Annotated in this window: 12 protein-coding genes; 7 read left to right on the top strand and 5 right to left on the bottom strand. The window is 63.0% G+C overall.

The features are described 5' to 3' along the window. Positions 1 to 123: 123 nt before the first annotated feature. Genes HV675_RS15210 through HV675_RS15220 form a run of 3 tightly spaced genes read left to right on the top strand, consistent with a single transcriptional unit; the run spans position 124 to position 5,833 of the window. Positions 124 to 1,200 (top strand): efflux RND transporter periplasmic adaptor subunit, encoded by a 1,077-nt coding sequence (locus HV675_RS15210; RefSeq protein ID WP_175111814.1) that lies wholly within the window; start codon positions 124 to 126, stop codon positions 1,198 to 1,200. Beyond that, positions 1,197 to 4,322: an efflux RND transporter permease subunit gene (locus HV675_RS15215; protein ID WP_175111749.1), complete on the top strand. Its 3,126-nt coding sequence runs from the start codon at positions 1,197 to 1,199 to the stop codon at positions 4,320 to 4,322. The genes HV675_RS15210 and HV675_RS15215 overlap by 4 nt, the downstream gene beginning before the upstream one ends. 2 nt (positions 4,323 to 4,324) lie before the next feature. Then, positions 4,325 to 5,833 (top strand): efflux transporter outer membrane subunit, encoded by a 1,509-nt coding sequence (locus HV675_RS15220; protein WP_175111750.1) that lies wholly within the window; start codon positions 4,325 to 4,327, stop codon positions 5,831 to 5,833. Positions 5,834 to 5,868: 35 nt separating this feature from the next. On the opposite strand, the gene HV675_RS15225 is transcribed toward HV675_RS15220, so the two are convergent. Both HV675_RS15225 and HV675_RS15230 read right to left on the bottom strand, forming a co-directional pair. Continuing rightward, on the bottom strand, positions 5,869 to 6,339 hold the full coding sequence (locus tag HV675_RS15225) for a hypothetical protein (protein ID WP_175111751.1): 471 nt from the start codon (positions 6,337 to 6,339) through the stop codon (positions 5,869 to 5,871). A 204-nt stretch (positions 6,340 to 6,543) separates the two neighbouring features. After that, positions 6,544 to 9,057: a penicillin-binding protein 1A gene (locus tag HV675_RS15230; RefSeq protein WP_175111752.1), complete on the bottom strand. Its 2,514-nt coding sequence runs from the start codon at positions 9,055 to 9,057 to the stop codon at positions 6,544 to 6,546. A gap of 618 nt (positions 9,058 to 9,675) precedes the next feature. Here HV675_RS15230 and HV675_RS15235 point away from each other — a divergent pair. The 3 genes from HV675_RS15235 (at position 9,676) to HV675_RS15245 (ending at position 12,814) form a co-directional block, all read left to right on the top strand. Then, the gene (locus tag HV675_RS15235) at positions 9,676 to 10,305 is read left to right on the top strand and encodes a plasmid mobilization protein (RefSeq protein ID WP_175111753.1); all 630 of its coding nucleotides are present in this window, start codon (positions 9,676 to 9,678) and stop codon (positions 10,303 to 10,305) included. 482 nt (positions 10,306 to 10,787) lie between these two features. Then, a complete protein-coding gene (locus HV675_RS15240) occupies positions 10,788 to 11,468 on the top strand; it encodes a PspA/IM30 family protein (RefSeq protein WP_175111754.1) in 681 nt (226 codons plus the stop codon). Positions 11,469 to 11,596: 128 nt separating this feature from the next. Further along, positions 11,597 to 12,814, top strand: coding sequence for a tetratricopeptide repeat protein (locus HV675_RS15245; RefSeq protein ID WP_175111755.1), 1,218 nt, complete (start codon positions 11,597 to 11,599; stop codon positions 12,812 to 12,814). A 112-nt stretch (positions 12,815 to 12,926) separates the two neighbouring features. On the opposite strand, the gene HV675_RS15250 is transcribed toward HV675_RS15245, so the two are convergent. After that, a complete protein-coding gene (locus HV675_RS15250; RefSeq protein ID WP_175111756.1) occupies positions 12,927 to 13,706 on the bottom strand; it encodes a class I SAM-dependent methyltransferase in 780 nt (259 codons plus the stop codon). A gap of 477 nt (positions 13,707 to 14,183) precedes the next feature. Here HV675_RS15250 and HV675_RS15255 point away from each other — a divergent pair, with 477 nt between their 5' ends. Next, positions 14,184 to 14,765 carry a hypothetical protein gene (locus HV675_RS15255; RefSeq protein ID WP_175111757.1) on the top strand — a complete coding sequence of 194 codons (582 nt, stop codon included), beginning with the start codon at positions 14,184 to 14,186 and terminating at the stop codon, positions 14,763 to 14,765. A 64-nt stretch (positions 14,766 to 14,829) separates the two neighbouring features. On the opposite strand, the gene HV675_RS15260 is transcribed toward HV675_RS15255, so the two are convergent. Together HV675_RS15260 and HV675_RS15265 are read right to left on the bottom strand one after the other, a co-directional pair. Next, positions 14,830 to 15,180 (bottom strand): hypothetical protein, encoded by a 351-nt coding sequence (locus HV675_RS15260; RefSeq protein ID WP_175111758.1) that lies wholly within the window; start codon positions 15,178 to 15,180, stop codon positions 14,830 to 14,832. Between the two features lie 425 nt (positions 15,181 to 15,605). Further along, positions 15,606 to 18,155 (bottom strand): hypothetical protein, encoded by a 2,550-nt coding sequence (locus HV675_RS15265; RefSeq protein WP_175111759.1) that lies wholly within the window; start codon positions 18,153 to 18,155, stop codon positions 15,606 to 15,608. Between the last annotated feature and the right edge of the window lie 6 nt (positions 18,156 to 18,161).

An 18,161-nucleotide genomic window follows, 5' to 3' on the forward strand; every position in this document is an offset into this window, starting at 1 on the left:
GGGTTGCCCGCTGGGTTGCCCGCTGCGTTGCTGCATCGTTCGTCCGTTCGTTCCTTATTGCGTGTGTCTGCCGCCTTTGCCGCCACGCGCCGCGCCGCCGCGTGCGCACTGGCGCTCGCCGGCATGCTCGCGCTCGCCGGTTGCCATCAGCAGAACGCGGCCGCGCCGACGCCGAAGCCGGTCGTCGCGCGCGCGGTCAAGGCGGACGGTCAACCGCTCGCGGCCACGTTGCCCGGCGAGGTTCAGGCGCGCTACGCAACCCCGCTGTCGTTTCGCATCGGCGGCAAGCTCATCGAGCGGCGCGTGCGGCTTGGCGACACGGTGCAAAACGGCCAGATCGTCGCCCGGCTCGATCCGGCGGATGCCCAGAAGAACGCCGCCAGCGCGGCCGCGCAACTCGACGCCGCGCAGCATCGGCTCGTGTACGCGAAGCAGCAGCTCGATCGCGACCGCGCGCAGGCGCGCGAAAACCTGATCGCGCAGGCGCAGCTCGAACAGACCGAAGACGCGTATGCGGCAGCCGCCGCGCAGCGCGAGCAGGCAGCGCAGCAGGCCGCGCTCGCGAAAGACCAGTTGCAGTACGCAACGCTCGCCGCCGGTCACGCCGGCGTGATCACCGCCGAGCAGGCGGACACCGGGCAAAACGTGTCGGCCGGACAGGCCGTCTACAGCCTCGCGTGGAGCGGCGATGTCGACGTCGTGTGCGATGTGCCGGAAAACGCGCTGGCGGCACTGCGTATCGGCCAGAACGCGAACATCGCGCTCGCGGCGCTACCCGGCCGTACGTTCACCGCGCGTGTGCGCGAATTGTCGCCGGCCGCGGATCCGCAAAGCCGCACTTGGCGCGCGAAGCTCACGCTCGAACGCCCCGGGCCCGATGTGCGGCTCGGCATGACCGCGAATGTGTCGTTCGCGCGCGATGGCGGCGCCCCGTCCGCTCGCGCGGCCGAGTCGTTCACGCTGCCCGCCACCGCGCTGTTCCACGATGGCAACGCAGCCGCGGTGTGGGTCGTGAAAGCCGGCAGCGATGTGCTCGAGTTGCGTCGCGTGCAGGTCGCGCGCTACGACGAGCGCACGATCGAAATCTCGCAAGGGCTGAACGACGGTGAACGCGTCGTGCTGCAAGGCGTACATACGGTCACCGCCGGCGAGCGCGTGCGCCCGGTCGCACCGCTGCATCCCGAGGACTTCGCTTCATGAGCGGAACGCACGACGCAGGCGAAGGCCGCTTCAATCTGTCCGCGTGGGCGCTGCGCCATCAGGCGCTGGTCGTGTTCGTGATCGCGCTCGCGACACTATTCGGCATCCTCGCGTACACGCGTCTCGCGCAGTCCGAAGATCCGCCGTTCACATTCCGCGTGATGGTGATCCAAACCTTCTGGCCCGGTGCGACCGCGCGTCAGGTGCAGGAGGAAGTGACGGACCGGATCGGCCGCAAGCTGCAGGAAACGCCGTCGATCGATTTTCTGCGCAGCTATTCGCGGCCCGGCGAATCGCTGATCTTCTTCAACATGAAGGATTCCGCGCCGGCGTCGACGGTGCCCGACACGTGGTATCAGGTGCGCAAGAAAGTCGGCGACATCGCGAACACGCTGCCGCACGGTGTGCAAGGTCCGTACTTCAACGACGAATTCGGCGATGTCTATACGACCATCTACACGCTCGAAGGCGACGGCTTCTCGCCCGCGCAGCTGCACGACTACGCGGACGAATTGCGCACGGTGCTGCTGCGCGTGCCGGGCGTCGCGAAGGTCGATTACTTCGGCGACCCGGATCAGCACGTGTATGTCGAAATCTCGAACACCCAACTGACGCGCCTCAATATCTCGCCGCAACAGATCGCGCAAGCCATCGACTCGCAGAACAACGTGTCGTCGTCGGGCACGCTGACCACCTACGACGACCGCGTGTTCGTGCGCCCGAGCGGCCAGTTCGCCGACATCGCGGCGCTTGCCGACACGCTGATCCGTGTGAACAACCGGTCGTTTCGCCTCGGCGACATCGCGACCATCACACGCGGCTACGACGACCCAACCGTCACGCAGATGCGCTACGGAGGACGTGCGGTGCTCGGCATCGGCGTCACGATGCAGCCGGACGGCGATGTGATTCGCCTCGGCAAGGCGCTCGATGCGCAGACCGCCGACCTGCGTGCGCACCTGCCCGCCGGGTTGAAACTCGTCGAGGTGTCGAGCATGCCGCATGCGGTGTCGCTGTCGGTCGACGATTTTCTCGAAGCGGTCGCCGAAGCGGTCGCGATCGTGCTGGTCGTGAGTCTCGTGTCGCTCGGCCTGCGCACCGGCATGGTGGTCGTGATCTCGATTCCGGTCGTGCTCGCAGTGACCGCGCTGTGCATGTATCTGTTCGGCATCGGCCTGCACAAGGTCTCGCTCGGCACGCTGGTGCTGGCGCTCGGTCTGCTCGTCGACGACGCGATTATCGCGGTCGAGATGATGGCGGTGAAGCTCGAACAGGGCTGGAATCGCACGCGCGCGGCGGCGTTCGCGTACACCAGCACCGCCTTTCCGATGCTGACCGGCACGCTCGTCACGGTGTCGGGCTTTCTGCCGATCGCACTCGCGAAGTCCAGCACCGGCGAGTACACGCGCTCGATCTTCGAAGTGTCGGCGATCGCGCTGATCGCATCGTGGTTTGCCGCGGTCGTGCTGATTCCGCTGCTGGGCTATCACCTGCTGCCGGAGCGCAAGCGCGCCGCGCACGAAGCCGACGATCACGAGCATGAGATTTACGACACGCGTTTCTACCGGCGTCTGCGCGGCTGGGTCGGCTGGTGCATCGAGCGGCGCTTCGTCGTGCTGGCGATGACGGTCGCGCTGTTCGTCGTGTCGCTGGCGGGCTTCACGCTCGTGCCGCAGCAGTTCTTTCCAAGCTCCGACCGGCCGGAACTGCTGGTCGACGTGCGGCTGCCCGAAGGCGCGTCGTTCGACGCAACGTTGCGCCAGGCGCAGCGGCTCGAGAAAGCACTCGAAGGCCGGCCGGAAATCGATCATCTGATCGATTTCGTCGGCACCGGCGCACCGCGTTTCTATCTGCCGCTCGATCAGCAGTTGCAGCAGCCGAATTTCGCGCAGTTCGTGATCACCGCGAAAACCGTGAAGGCGCGCGAACAGCTTGCGCGCTGGCTCGAACCGATGCTGCGCGATCAGTTCCCCGCGATCCGCACGCGCCTGTCGCGGCTCGAGAACGGGCCGCCGGTCGGCTATCCGGTGCAGTTCCGCGTGAGCGGCGACGACATCGCGACGGTGCGTTCGATTGCCGAGCGTGTCGCCGCGACGATGCGCGCCGACACCAGCACGACCAATGTGCACTTCGACTGGGATGAACCGGCCGAGCGCTCGATGCGTTTCGCGGTCGATCAGCGCAAGGCGCGCGAACTGGGCGTTTCATCGACGGACATCTCGAGCTTTCTCGCGATGACGCTATCCGGCTACACGGTCACGCAGTATCGCGAGCGCGACAAGCTGATCAGCGTCGATCTGCGTGCGCCGAAGGACGAACGCGTCGATCCGGCACGTCTGCTGTCGCTCGCGATGCCGACGCCGAACGGCCCGGTGCCGCTCGGCACGCTCGGGACGATGCGCAACGATCTCGAATACGGCGTGATCTGGGAACGCGACCGGCAGCCGACGATCACCGTGCAATCCGACGTGCGCGCCAACGCGCAGGGCATCGATGCCACGCATCGCATCGACCGCGCGCTCGCGAATGTGCGCGCGGCACTGCCGGTCGGTTATCGCATCGAGATCGGCGGCTCGGTCGAGGAAAGCGCAAAGGGACAAACGTCGATCAACGCGCAGATGCCGGTGATGGTGATCGTCGTGCTCACCTTGCTGATGATCCAGCTGCAAAGCTTTGCGCGCGTGTTGCTGGTCGTGTTGACCGCGCCGCTCGGGCTGATCGGTGTGGTCGTGACGCTGCTGCTGTTCGGCAAGCCGTTCGGCTTTGTCGCGATGCTCGGCGTGATCGCGATGTTCGGCATCATCATGCGCAACTCGGTGATTCTCGTCGACCAGATCGAGCAGGATATGGCCGCCGGTCACAAGCGGTTCGACGCGATCGTCGGCGCGACCGTGCGGCGCTTCCGGCCGATCACGCTGACCGCGGCCGCCGCGGTGCTCGCGCTGATTCCGCTATTGCGCTCGAACTTTTTCGGGCCGATGGCGACCGCGCTGATGGGCGGCATCACGAGCGCGACGGTGTTGACGCTGTTCTATGTGCCGGCGCTGTACGCGATCTGGTTCCGGGTGCGCAACAACGAGCGCGATCCGCGGCCGGATGCGTCCACGCATACGGGGAATTGATCATGAACGTTCACGGGTTATATCGCACGCGCGTGTCCGTTTCGATGGGCGTCGCAACGCTTGTGCTCGCTGCTTGCGCGTTCGGCCCGACCGGCACGCCGCCCGCGATGCCCGAACCCGCGCACTACGGCGCGCACGCGCAGCCCGAGCAAACGGTCGCCGCGCAAGGTGTCGCACAACGATTCGCAAGCGGCGCGCAACCGGTGCCCGAATGGTGGCGCCTGTACCGCTCCGATGCGTTGAACGCGCTGGTCGACGAAGGCCTGCGCAACAGTCCGACGCTTGCCGCCGCCGACAAAAATCTCGCGGCCGCGCGCGAGCAATTGCGCGCGCAGATCGGCGCTTCGCTGCTGCCGACCATCGATGCGGGCGGACAGGTCTCGCGGCAACGCGCGCTGGCGATTCCGGAGATCGGGCCGAATACGTTTCTTTACAACGTGTTCGTCGGCCAGTTACAGGCGCAATACACGTTCGATCTGTTCGGCGCGGTGCGGTATGCGAATGCGGCGCTCGCGAAGCGCGTCGATCTGCAGGTGTATCAATTCGACGCGGCGCGGCGCGCGCTCGCGGCCAATATCGTGGCGGCGGCCATCAACGCGGCGACGCTCGATGCGCAGGTTGAGACGACTGAACGGCTCGTCGCGCTCGCAAACGAACAGGCCGCCGATACGCAGCGGCGTTATGCGCTCGGCGCCGTCGCGCACGGCGACTGGTTGAGCGCGCAACAATCGGCGGCGAGTCTTGCGGCCGGCTTGCCCGCGTTGCGCCAGCAGGCGCTCACGACACGCCATGCGCTCGCGGTGCTGCTCGGCCGCACGCCGGATGCGGCCCCGCCTGCGCTCGATCTCGCGCAATTGCATCTGCCTGACGAAGTGCCGGTGGTCGTGCCGTCCGACCTGCTGCAAACGCGCCCCGACATTCAGGCCGCCGATGCGGCGTTGAAGGCCGCCGCCGCGGATGTCGGCGTCGCCACCGCGCAACTGTACCCAAGCATCACGCTGAATGCGTCGATGGGACAAGGCGGTTTCAACTGGCCGGCCGCAGTGTCCGGCGCGGGCGCACTGTGGAGCATCGCGGGTTCACTATCGCAGCCGATCTTCCACGGTGGCGCACTGGTCGCACAGCGGCGCGCCGCGCTCGATACCTACGACGCGACAGTTTCGCAGTACAAGCAGACGGTGCTGACGGCATTTCAGAACGTAGCCGATACGCTTGCCGCGCTCGAGCACGACGCGCAGTCGCTCGATGCGGCGAACGCGGCGGCGCTCGCCGCGCGGGCCGGCTTCGACGAAACCTCGGCGCGCTACCGGCTCGGCGCGGTGCCGGTCACGGCCGCGCGCGCGAGCGAACAGCAGTTCCGCAACGCGCGGCTCGACGAAATCCGTTATACCGGCGCGCGGCTCGCGGACACCGCGGCGCTGTTTCAGGCGATGGGTAATCCGCTTGCAAGCGCGCCCGATTCGACGAATGCGCAAAGCGCTGCCGACGCATCGCGCGACAAGCACGATTGACGCGCGGTTCGACATCGGCGTATCTGTTCGGCACGTCAATACACCGCCGCGCTCCGAAACGCCGGATCGAGGCCGGATCGCTCGCGCGCGAGTTGCGCCAGTTGCCGCTCGTAGCGGAGTCGATCGCTTTCGAGCGACGCCACCTCGAGTTCGAGCGTCGACACCCTGTCGTCGGCATGCACCTTGTCGCGCCACGCCGTGTCGAGTTCGTCCTGAACCTTCAGCAGATCGCGCGCGGCCTCGTCTTTTCTGGCGGGTCGTGTCATCGCGTCATGTCTTCTGCTGTCCAGCACCGCGATGCGGCGCTGCGCGTCGCGCTGCGTGACACGCACGCCGTCCAGCTCGGCCTTTTTTGCGTTGAGATCTCGCTGCTTCGCCTGGATGGCGACCTGCACGCGCGCCTTGTCCGCCTCCGGGCCATGCGCGCCCGTTGCACCCGCTTCGCCGTGCGCGCTGGCTGTCCCGTTGGAGGTCACGCGAAAATGGCCCGGATAAATGCCCGGCATATGTCCTCCCGTTTCGTTGACCGGTTTCGCACGTTCCCATGAAGAGGGGGATGCACGTGCTGCCTGCCATTACATCCCGGCCACGCCACGCTCGGGTGGTGCACGGCCATCGTCCGTGACGCTCGCACCCATAAAAAAACGCGTTCGGCCATCTGGCGCAAACGCGTTTTCTCAAGCGGGCTTCGATCAGCCGTTAAGCGATCCTCAGGGCTTGTTCGATTCGAACAGATCGAGAATCTGCTTCTTCTCCGATGACGACACGGTCGGCTGCGGTTGAGCCTGCTGCTGCGGCGTCAGCGACGCGGGACCCACGCCGCCTTGCGCATCGCTCGCGGCCGCCAGCGGATTCGCGCCATCCATGCCGATGCTCGCGACAAAGCCGCTGCCCGGTTCCGCATCCGCGTAGAACAGCTCGCCGTCGACCTGCGCGACGCCTGCCGGCATCTCCGGCTCCGCCTGCGGCACGCCGCGCAGCGCGCGGCCCATATAGTCCATCCAGATCGGCAACGCGAGCTGCGCGCCGAATTCGCGGCTGCCGAGGCTGCGCGGCTGGTCGTAGCCCATCCAGGCGACCGCGACCAGCGATTGCTGATAACCGGCGAACCAGCCGTCTTTCGCGTCGTTGGTCGTGCCGGTCTTCCCCTGCAGATCCGAGCGGTGCAGCGCGTTCGATGCGGCGCCGGTGCCGGCGGTCGCGACCGAATGCAGCAGACTGTTCATGATGTACGCGTTGCGCGGATCGACCGTGCGCGGCGCGTCGCGGCCTGCCGTCAACGGCTGCGCGCGTGAAATCGCCACACCGCGCGCGTCGGTGACTTCCGAAATCAGATACGGATTGACGCGGTAGCCGCCGTTGGCGAACACCGAGTACGCGCTCGCCGATTGCAGCGGCGTGACGAGGCCCGCGCCAAGCGCCATCGGCAGATACGGCGGCGTCTTGTCCGCGTCGAAGCCGAAGCGCTGCGTCACGTAGTCTTGCGCGTACTTCGTGCCGACGTACGACAGGATGCGGATCGACACGAGGTTCTTCGACTTCTCGAGCGCCACGCGCATCGACATCGGGCCTTCCGGCTGATCGTCGTCCTTCGGCTCCCATGGGTCGCCGCCCGGTGTGGATGGCGGGAAGTACAGCGGCGCGTCGTTGATGATGGTTGCCGGCCCGAGGCCCTTGTCGAGCGCCGCCGAATAGATGAACGGCTTGAAGCTCGAGCCCGGCTGCCGCCACGCCTGCGTCACGTGGTTGAACTTGTTCTTGTTGAAGTCGAAGCCGCCGATCAGCGCGCGAATCGCGCCGTCCTGCGGCGTGAGCGACACGAGCGCGCCTTCCACTTGCGGCAATTGCGTGATCTGCCAGTTGCCGTTCGCGTCCGCGACGAGGCGCACGATCGAGCCGGGCCGGATGCGCTGCGCCTGCGCCGCACGCGGCGACAGCGCCGCTGCGACAAAGCGCAGACCGTCGCCGCTGGCCGTCGCGACGGTGCCGTCCTGCAACTGCGCGGTCACTTCTTTCGGACTCGCCGCAGTCACCACCGCGGACACGATCTCGCCATTGTCCGGATGATCGGCGAGCGCGTCTTCGATCGTTTCGTCACGGTCGTCCGCATTGGGCGGCAGTTCGATAAAGCCCTCCGGACCGCGATAGCCATGGCGACGTTCGTAATCCATCACGCCCTTGCGCACCGCCTGGTATGCGGCATCCTGATCGGCCGAATCGATGGTCGTCACGACGTCGAGGCCGCGCGTGTAGGCTTCGTCCTTGTACTGCGAGTACATGATCTGCCGGACCATTTCGGCGACGTACTCCGCGTGCACGCTGTATTCGTTGCCGGCGATCTTCGCGTGGATGTCTTCCTTCACCGCCTGGTCGTACTGGTCCTGCGTGATGTAGCGCAGCTCGAGCATCCGCTTCAGGATGTACTCCTGGCGAATCTTCGCGCGCTTCGGGTTGACGATCGGGTTATACGCGGACGGCGCCTTCGGCAAGCCGGCGAGCATCGCCTCCTGCGCAAGCGACAGGTCTTTCAGATCCTTGCCGAAATACACGCGCGCCGCGGCGGCAAAACCGTACGCACGCTCGCCCAGATAAATCTGGTTCATGTACAGCTCGAGAATCTGATCCTTCGACAAGGTCCGCTCGATCTTGTACGCGAGCAGCATTTCGTAGACCTTGCGCGTATAGGTTTTCTCGCTCGACAGAAAGAAATTGCGCGCGACCTGCATCGTGATCGTGCTTGCGCCCTGCGACGCGCCGCCATGCGACAGGTCCGCGAAACCGGCGCGCAGGATGCCGACGAAATCGACGCCGCCGTGCTCGTAAAAGCGGTAGTCCTCGATCGCGAGCACCGCTTTTTTCATCTGGTCCGGAATGTCCTGGAAGCGCACGAGACTGCGGCGCTCCTCGCCGAATTCGCCGATCAGCACGTGGTCCGCCGTGTAGACGCGCAGCGGCACTTTCGGCCGGTAATCGGTCAACGCTTCGAGCGACGGCAGTTGCGGATTCATCACCACGAGCGCGTAGCCGATGATCAGCGCGCCGACCACGCCGAGCGAGACGAGCAGCCCGAAAAGCCCGAGCGCGAGACGTGCCCCGAGCGACATGCGGCGCGCGGGCCGCTCGTCGTCGTAGCGGTGATACGGATTGTCGCGGTCCGGATCGTGGCCCCGGTCGCCGGGATGATCCGAAGAGTTCGAAGAAGGCGGTCGTTTAATGATAGGCATGACTTGGAATATCGGCGCATCGCTGCACGCCGTCTATATACGTCCTTCGTGCGCTGCGCAAGCGTGTGTCCGGATGCGCGCGAATGTGATCGTAGCGTGATCGTGGCGTGAATCACCCCGTCGTTGTACCGGACGCTGCCGCCCGCATGCCGCGATTCAGCGTGCGGCGCAGGCGGAAACGGGCGGAAAAACAGGCGGAAACAAGCGGCAACGGGCGGTGCGCCGGATGCCGCGGCCTGCCTTTGCGGGCCGCGCGGCACGCCAGAACAGCGCCTGGCGCAACGTAACAGCGCATTTTAAAGAAGTCCAGCCGCATCCTAGCGGATTTTTTTGTAAGAATTCCCTCACGATCGCGCCCAACTTGCGCCGAAAACGAAAAAACGGCATGCAAATCCGAAGCACGATGACGTGCGGCCGTGCGGTTATCAACAGAACGGGTGCACAGACCTGTGGACAATGTTCCTATAAAACGCGTAATGCGTTGATGTCACAGCAGATTCACCGTGTGCCCGGTTTCGCATCCGGGCCAGTCGTTTTATGATGGACTGCATGCGCCGTGCCGCGCATGCCTGCTCGGACCCTCCGCTACTCCATGCCGTCAAATACGCGAGCCGCCACATGAACAAGCCTAGCGAACGCATCGTCGTTTTCGTGTCGCCCGCCCAGAAGCGCGCGATCGCCGCAACGGCCGACGAACTCGGAATCAGCGTCAGCGAACTGATGCGGCGCGCCGTGCTCAATTTCGGCGCTACCAGCGAACAGGTCAAAGCGGCCAGCATCGTCGACCGGCTGCGCGCGCCACGCGAGCCCGATGCGTTGAACGCGGCGCTGCAGCGTGTGGCGCGCTCGGTAAAGCATAATCGCGACGCATTGCCGGCCGGGCTCAAGGCAGCGAACGCAGTTGCGCAACCGGCCGGCGAGGCGTTGCGTGCGGCGCAGCGTGACAGTACGGCGCACGACATGACGGGCGTGCCGGCGCTGGCGCCGGTGCCGGTGCCGGTTGTGGCGCCGGTCGATCCGCTGCACGCGCTGTCCGCGCTGTCCGCGATGGAGGGCGCGACGGCCGCGGGCGATACCGGCGAAGCGGCGCGCGCCGCCGATGCCCAGGCTGCCGCTGAAGCCGCCGCGCGTGTGGCGGCGGCAAAAGCCGCGACGCTCAAAAAGAAAGCAAAATCCAATACCAGCGCGAGCGCGTGCGACGAGAGCCCTTTCATCGATCCCGCCGAAGGCACCGGGCGTTTTGCGTAGTTTTGCTTACGCAGCGCGACCGCCCTGCGTCGCGCGTCGGACCTCACGCGATAAACCGATGCGTCAGCGTTCCGAAAGTCTCGTACACGAGCGTTCGATACGCGCGTCGCGTTGCGCCCTCATGCTTCGATCAGCCACATGCGAGCCGTGCGCGCAACGCCGCCTGCAGCGGCGCTCTGAGCGCTCAGCGGCATACGTGTTTAAGCGCTTTTTAAGAGACCACGTGGTGTAATATCCGCGAGCCGGTGGAGCGCATTGCACGCGCGGCATTCCGGCATGTCGCCATGTGATCGGCGCAACCGGTTGCCGCACTCTTGCAATGCGCATGCGCGCCCCGATGTTCAGTCGCGCCCCATACGTCGCCCAGTGCGCCTCCCGATGCGCCACCAATGCGCAGTACGCAGCGCAGCGGCGTAAACTAGCGGGCGAACGGGTCAGCGCGCCGGAAATTCAGCGCCGATTTCAATCAACGGAGGTTTTTCATGTCGCTATTTGACAGCATCTCGCGAACGCTCAAAGGTCTGCTGAACGACGCAGCCGATTCCGTACAGGACCCGTCGCGTGATGCACGCCAGATCGTGCGCGAACTCGACGAAAGCATTGCCAAAGCGGAGAACTCGCTGATCGAGATCCAGGCCCAGGTCGCCACGCAGCAAAGCAAGCGCGACGTGGCTGCAGACAAGGCGAAGAAGTACGAAGACGGCGCGAAGCGCGCGCTGCAAGGTGGTGACGAAGGCCTCGCGCGCGAAGCGCTCACCGCCCAGGCCAATGCGGAAACCGAACGCGACGCACTCGCGCGCGAACTGGCCACGCTCGAACCGTCGGTCGATCAATTGAAAACGCAGATCGACGATATGCGTCAGCGCCGCAATGACCTCAGCGCGCGCTCGAACATCCTGCAGGCGAAGCAGCAAATCGCGCAGGCGAAAGATACGGCAGCCACCGCGCTGGGCGGCATCGGCGGCAAGAACCTGTCGGAAGATTTTCAGAAGCTCGAAGACAAGGTCACGTTGTCGAACGCGCGCTCCGATGCGCGCCTGAACTCGGCTGACGTGAAGAGCGGCAAGGCGCTCGACGACAAGCTCGCGGACCTCAATCGCGGCCCGTCGGTCGACGACCGTCTCGCTGCGTTGAAGAAGCAATTGAACACGCCCGCCGAGTAATGGCGGCAATCAACGCGGCCACGGCGGGCCGCGCGCGCCGTGCAATGATGGGTGACAACATCTGCTCATCGCACGGCGCGATGAACCGATCGATATGGAGACGGGTGTCAAGACGCCCGGCCTGCATCATGAAAAAACCGTTCACAGCCACTCTCGCAGCCGCATTCCTTTCGCTGATGCTCGTGTCGGGCGGCGCTTTTGCCGCTGTGCCGAGTGCGACGCAGGTCGAAACGGCGATTCAGCAGCAGAACTGGCAGAAGGCCGGCAGCGAACTGCAGGAAGTACTGCAGGCGCATCCGGACAATGCGCGCGCGCATTATCTGTACGCGCAGGTGCTCGAGCAGCAAGGCCGCTATACCGATGCGCTCAATCAGGTCCAGCAGGCGAAGACGCTCGATCCGCAAGTGCGCTTCACCGACCCGGGCCGTTTTGCGCAGACCGAAGCACGCATCCGCAGCGATGCCGCGCGTGCGGGCGCTACGCAGTCCAGCACGACGCACAATCCGTTCGTGCAGCAATCGTCTGGTGGCGAGCAGCAGACGGCGTTGGCATCGGAAGCGCCGCAACGCCACGGGCCCTCGACCGGCATGTGGATCGGCATTGCCATCGTTATCGCCGGAATCGCGCTGGTGCTGCGCTGGACACTGCGTCGCGCGAAATCGCAGAGCGATACCAACGCGGATGACGAACGGCGCGAGCAGTTGAAACGCGCGACGGAGTTGCTGAATACGGTGCGATCGCTGAAGCTCGACGTTCGTCTGTCGACGGTGCCCGGCCACGAACAGCTCGAAAAGGAAGTCGAAGGCGCGGAAGCGCAGTTGCGTGAACTGGTCGAAGGCCTGTCGGATCGCAAGAATCCGGTGCCGCCATATCGACTCGACGAGCTCGAACGGCAGGTCGCGAGTTTGAAGGCGCGTGCGGAAGGCCGTCCCGATCCGAATGCGGCGGCCGCGCAGAATTATTCGGGCGATTCTTCCTATGCGCGCGAAGCGGATGCGAACTTTGGCCGGCAAGTGCCGCCGGGGCAGCAGGCGCCCTACCCGTATCCGCCTCAGCAGCAACCGCCGGTGATCATCCAGCAAGGTGGCGGCGGGTTTGGCACAGGCATGGGGGGTTTGCTGACCGGCGTGCTGCTCGGCGAAGCGCTGAACTCAGGGCGTGATCGTGTGGTTGAACGCGACGTGATCGTCGATGATGACGAGCGCCGTCGCGGCGGCGGTGGCGGCGACAATTCGTCGGTCGACTTCGGTCAAGGGTCGAACGATTGGGATGACGGCAGCGGCGGCGGTGGCGGCGATGTCGATATGGGCAGCGACGATTCCGGTGGATGGAGCGACAATACCTGAGCGGGATGCACCGTTCGTTAGCGGCTCGCTGAACCCACACCTGAAAAGCCTCATCGATTCGATGGGGCTTTTTTCATGGTGCTTAAGATTGCGCAGCGGTGGCTTGCTTCGCTCAGCGTTGCGGCGTCGCGTAACCGACGTAGACCCGCGTCTGATACGCGAACTCCACGTTGCCGTCATGCGCGGTGCGGTCGAACAACGCGCGCAGCGCGGTCAGCATCGGCTCGTGATTCGGATGCCCCGCTTTCGGCGCATAAGACGATGACAGCAAGCGCCCTTTCAAGCCGTCGAAATCGAGCCACTGCGCGTTCGGGAAATACGCCTTGTGTGCAAACGCGTCGCCGAACCATACGGCCATCGATTCATCATCGCCATAGCGCTCGGCTACGGCCTGATAGTCGGTGCTGTATTGCTGCAGTAGCGCTTCATAACCTTCGAGGAACGGCGAGCCCTCGAGCATCCGGCTATTCCAGAAGAGCGCGACAAGCCCGCGAGGTTTCAGGATGCGCGCGAATTCGCGGCGCGCGGTGACCGGGTCGAACCAGTGAAACGCTTGCGCGGCGATGACAAGGTCGACGCTCGCGTCGGCGAGCGTGGTGGCTTCGGCCGTGCCCGAGACGCTTGAAAAACCGTCGTAGCTCGCGAGCAGTGCGTCGGCTGCGGCCCGCATCGCATCGTTAGGCTCGACTGCGATAACCGGATGCCCTTCGTCCAGAAACACCTTCGCCGAAATACCGGTGCCCGCGCCGATGTCGGCAACCGGCGCCGCAGGCGCTACGCCACACGTATCGTGCAGAAACGTCACGATTTCGCGCGGATACGTGGGGCGAAACCTGACGTAATCGGCGACGCGGTCGGAAAAGCGCTCGGTGGAATGGGCGAACGTCGGCATGGCGTGGCGTGTTCCTTGGGGGGATGAATTCTTACGTTACCTCAGTTAGTGTAATCGCGCATTCGGCCCCGCCCGGATGGCCAATCAACTTCCGCCGCCGAGCAGACGCAGTAGATGCCACAGGAATTGGCAGACCAGTACGATCAACTCCCATAAGCGGACCAGTTGCTGCCAGCCTGACACGCTCATTGTGATTCGTTTCCCATAGATTGATGTGCTTGCGCACGATGACGTGAACGCCCCGATCCGGCGGGCGTGGCTGCGATACTACAACGAAGCCCTTTCATGATTCCGCAGGCCCGCCCTGCCCGTTACCCGCACAAGCACCGCGATCAGTAATTGACAGTTGATTCGCGCAAGCCGCCCTTACCCTTTTCCTGACCGTGATGCCGCGCGCAGCCAGGCGCGCGTCGGCCCGCGGCGTTTCTGCGCACGGCTGTCAAGCGTGTGCATCAATCCAATGCGAAAGGAGTGGCTATGAACGTAACGGAGCTTGACCAGAACAACTGGGGGGTGTGCGGTTTTGTGGCAGCGGTGCAAGCCGCGATCCGGAACAACAAGACGAGTGTTGCACTGGGCGCCACGACCTACGGGACGCTGTATCCGGTGATCGAGAGTTTTTGCAAGCGGCATTCGGAGCTCGCACCGGAGCTTCTGAATTTCTCGGCCGTGTTCGGCAACGAATACGCGTACAAGAATGTCGGCGAGGTCCTGCAGAAGATGCAAGACAACACCGCCATGGACCGGGAGGTCGGCCTCGCGATGACGGCCGCGGCGGTCAGCCAGCTATGCAAGGACCTGGGATTCACCAATGCGAACTTCCAGGGCACGACGGCCACCACCAACAAGTTCGACCCGAACAAGTTGCCGTACCGGAATGCGATCTACGGGATCGGCAAAACCAGTGGCGGCAACTATCGCTACGGACTTTTGCACTGGATCTATGTGGATGCCGACGGCAGCCCGTATTCGTGGGGGAAGGCCGGGCCCGACGCGGTCAATGAGCTGGTGCGCAATGGGTACAACAAGCTCACGCATTATCTGCCGGGCTTGAACTGATCAAGCGATGGGCGCGTTCGGCGCGCTTATTGTTCCGAACGCGCAAGTTAGCCGGATACGCGCGCTAGTGCATCGTTGCCGGATCGAACGCGCCGTTGATCTGTTGCTCGATGACATCCCATTCATCCGGCGGACAGTTGCAGAAATATTCGATGCACTGACGATCGAGTGCGGCTTCCGTCTCGGCGTGATGGGCGAGTTGCACGACGGTCTCGAGCATGGCGACGCGATCGACCAGTGACACACCCGGCCTCCGGATTGCACGCGCGAGTGCGGCGATCTTCGCGGCTTCATCGCTGAATCGCTCGGCGTTTTCCATTGCTGTCGCGTTTACACGGTTGAGCAGGATCAAACGTCTTGCGAGCTGATCGTGAGTCAGCGATTGCAGGCTTTCCAACGTGATTGGTTTAGTCATGGTGCCTCCCTGTAGAGCGAGGCCCGTGCACCTGTTTGGAAAAGGTGAGCGGGCACAGTGACAGGGTTAGCAGACCGAGAACACAGGCAAACCCGGCGAGCCTTTCGGCTCCCCTATCACGGCCCGCCCATACAGAGCAGACATGAAGAAGAAAGCACAGCCTGCCGAAGCAGGCGTGCGTGCCATGTGTTAAATCAGGCTGCTAAACCCGGCCGTCGTTGTTTGTTTCGACGGCGTGGTGAGTATAGAGTCGCGCTAATTTCGGGAGTGCAACTGAACGGGCTAAAACATCGCCGGCAGGGGTTACGTAGTTTTTCGTACAAGCGACCTTCGAACTAGCAGTAAGCACAAGTAGAAGGTGCAACGCCGCCGCGCACGAGCCGACCGCTCCCGTCGGGAAACCGCCGGATGCGCATTGGATCAGATCACATCTGGATGCTCCAGACCAACTGAGCGTTGACGAAGTACCCTCCGCTGTGTCCACCTTCATAGACGGCGTTGTTTTGCAGCAGAAGACCGTCGCCGGAATATTTCGATTGCGCAGTCAAGTGGCCTGTCGGGTCATAGCTGTTGGACCAGTATGAACCGTCATTGTTGTATGCGAACTTGGTAAAGCCCGTCAGACTTCCACCTGAGTTATAACGGTCGGCCTCGATCTGACGGCCGAAGTAGTCGAAAAAGTCATGCTCCGTCAGGCTGTTCGATGTGAACTGGTAGAAATCGTGAATGACGTTGTTGGCGCCGAAGACTCCAACCAGTTCCTGTGCACCATTGAAGACATGTGACGCGTAGCTATTGTCCAGATTGAAGTCAAACTCCTGCTTCGCGGTGCCGTTGGGATTGTAAAAGATGTCCTGCGTCTTGAAGCCTTTGGCATTGAATGCGGCGTACTCGGTGATCTGCCCTGAACTGCCGAACAGCGCGGCAATTTGCGAACCGTCGCTGTTAAACACGTGTGACGCATAGCTACCGTCCAGGTTGAAGTCGAACTGCTTGGTTGCCTTTCCATCCGCGCCGAAATAGACATCCTGCATTTTGGAGCCGTAGATGTTGAACTTCGCATATTCGGTCACCTGGCCGCTGGCATTGACGAGGGTTGCGGTCTGCGAACCGTCTGCGCTGAAGTCGTACTTCGTATAGCTGTGGTCCAGATTGAAGTTGTACTGCTGGGTCGCCTTGCCGTTGGCGCCGTAAAAGATGTCCTGCGTCTTGTAGCCACTCGCGTTGAACTGCGCATACTCGGTCATCTGACCACTGACGCCGTACAGGGTTGCTGTTTGCGAACCATCGGCGCTGAAATCGTATTTCGTGTAGCTGTGGTCGAGATTGAAGTTGTACTGTTGGGTTGCCTTGCCGGTCGCGCCATAGACGGTGTCCTGCGTCTTGAAACCACTGGAATTGAACTTGGCGTATTCGGTCATTTGACCGCTGACGCCATACAGGGTCGCCGTCTGCGAGCCGTCCGTGCTGAAGTCGTACTTCGTGTAGCTGTGGTCGAGATTGAAGTTGTACTGTTGCGTTGCCTTGCCGTTCGTGCCGTAGAAGGTGTCCTGCGTTTTGAAGCCGCTTGCGTTGAACTTCGCATATTCCGTCATCTGACCGCTGACGCCATACAGAGTCGCCGTCTGCGAGCCATCGGCGCTGAAGTCGTATTTCGTGTAGCTGTGGTCGAGATTGAAGTTGTACTGCTGGATCGTCTTGCCGTTCGTGCCGTAGAAGGTGTCCTGCGTTTTGAAGCCGCTGCTGTTGAACTTCGCATACTCGGTGATCTGTCCGCTGACGCCGTACAGGGTCGCCGTCTGCGAACCATCCGCGCTGAAGTCATAGCGGATATAGCTGTGGTCAAGGTTGAAGGTGTACTGCTGCGTGGCCTTGCCATTTTGGCCGTAAAAGGTGTCCTCGATCTTGAAGCCGCTTGCGTTGAACTTCGCGTACTCGGTTATCTGGCCGTTGATGCCGAATACGGTCGCAGTCTGCGAGCCATCGGTGCTGAAGTCGTATTTCGTGTAGCTATGGTCGAGGTTGAAGTTGTATTGCTGCGTTGCCTTGCCATTTGCGCCGAAAAAGATGTCCTGTGTTTTGAAACCGGAGTAGTCGAATTTCGCCTGCTCCGATATCTGGCCGTTGGCGCCGAACAGCGTTGATGTTACCGCGCCACTCAATGAAATCTCGCCTGAGATCATCAGCCAGCTACCGTCCTTCAGTGGAATGGCCTTTGTGTCAATCGAACATACTTGTTTGCCATTGGTGGTGGTATTTGTGTACGTGATTGTCGGCCCTTGGATCTTATTCCAGTCGACCTTGTTAGGATCCATGCCGCAATGACTGACGATCCACCAGTCCGCGTAGAATTCGCTGTACGTCAGATTCAGGGCGATAGAGGGAGGAAGCTTGCCGTAGAATTGCCCCGCTGCGCTGACCAGTGTTGAGCTGGGATTGGCAAGCGTCTGGGCTGAGACGGAGCCAAAGAGAACACTGTTGACATTGATGCCCATCGAGAGCGCAAGTGCGTTCAATTGCTGCGTCAACGTGCTGTTTGCGTCGGAGTGCATGTGCCCGGCCTGACCGCCGGTCAGACCCAACTGGATGGCGACGATATATTCGGAAACTAGCGCTACGCCCTCGTTGCTCAACCCGTTCGCGATGGCTTGGTAGGGGTTGTTTGCTGGCGAACCGCCGGTGCCGCCAGGTAACAGCGCGTGTCCGAGTTCGTGAGCCAGCGTGGTGGCGAAAGCATCCGATGATTCCTTCCATGAGGGGTCGATGCTGATTAAATTGCCATCTGACTCAGTGCTAATTCCACTATCAGGGAGGCCTACCTTGAACTTCCAAGCGCTACCACCGAATGCATTCAGTTCACCAGCCAGAAAATCCGAACGAGCCGCAGCCGACACAATCGCATTGTATTGCTCCGTGCCGAACCCAAATCCCTCGACCAATTTTTTCAGGGCATTCGCCGTAAGAGTCACAGCCATTATATT

It is taken from the genome of Paraburkholderia solisilvae (assembly GCF_902859875.1).
GTDB classification, from domain to species: domain Bacteria; phylum Pseudomonadota; class Gammaproteobacteria; order Burkholderiales; family Burkholderiaceae; genus Paraburkholderia; species Paraburkholderia solisilvae.

Bases quoted from the DNA above. Each gene is read 5' to 3' on its own strand.
- HV675_RS15265 (WP_175111759.1), bottom strand. From the start codon at position 18,155: ATGGCTGTGACTCTTACGGCGAATGCCCTGAAAAAATTGGTCGAGGGA.
- HV675_RS15240 (WP_175111754.1), top strand. From the start codon at position 10,788: ATGTCGCTATTTGACAGCATCTCGCGAACGCTCAAAGGTCTGCTGAAC.
- HV675_RS15235 (WP_175111753.1), top strand. From the start codon at position 9,676: ATGAACAAGCCTAGCGAACGCATCGTCGTTTTCGTGTCGCCCGCCCAG.
- HV675_RS15230 (WP_175111752.1), bottom strand. From the start codon at position 9,057: ATGCCTATCATTAAACGACCGCCTTCTTCGAACTCTTCGGATCATCCC.
- HV675_RS15245 (WP_175111755.1), top strand. From the start codon at position 11,597: ATGAAAAAACCGTTCACAGCCACTCTCGCAGCCGCATTCCTTTCGCTG.
- HV675_RS15255 (WP_175111757.1), top strand. From the start codon at position 14,184: ATGAACGTAACGGAGCTTGACCAGAACAACTGGGGGGTGTGCGGTTTT.
- HV675_RS15250 (WP_175111756.1), bottom strand. From the start codon at position 13,706: ATGCCGACGTTCGCCCATTCCACCGAGCGCTTTTCCGACCGCGTCGCC.
- HV675_RS15260 (WP_175111758.1), bottom strand. From the start codon at position 15,180: ATGACTAAACCAATCACGTTGGAAAGCCTGCAATCGCTGACTCACGAT.
- HV675_RS15220 (WP_175111750.1), top strand. From the start codon at position 4,325: ATGAACGTTCACGGGTTATATCGCACGCGCGTGTCCGTTTCGATGGGC.
- HV675_RS15225 (WP_175111751.1), bottom strand. From the start codon at position 6,339: ATGCCGGGCATTTATCCGGGCCATTTTCGCGTGACCTCCAACGGGACA.
- HV675_RS15210 (WP_175111814.1), top strand. From the start codon at position 124: ATGCTCGCGCTCGCCGGTTGCCATCAGCAGAACGCGGCCGCGCCGACG.
- HV675_RS15215 (WP_175111749.1), top strand. From the start codon at position 1,197: ATGAGCGGAACGCACGACGCAGGCGAAGGCCGCTTCAATCTGTCCGCG.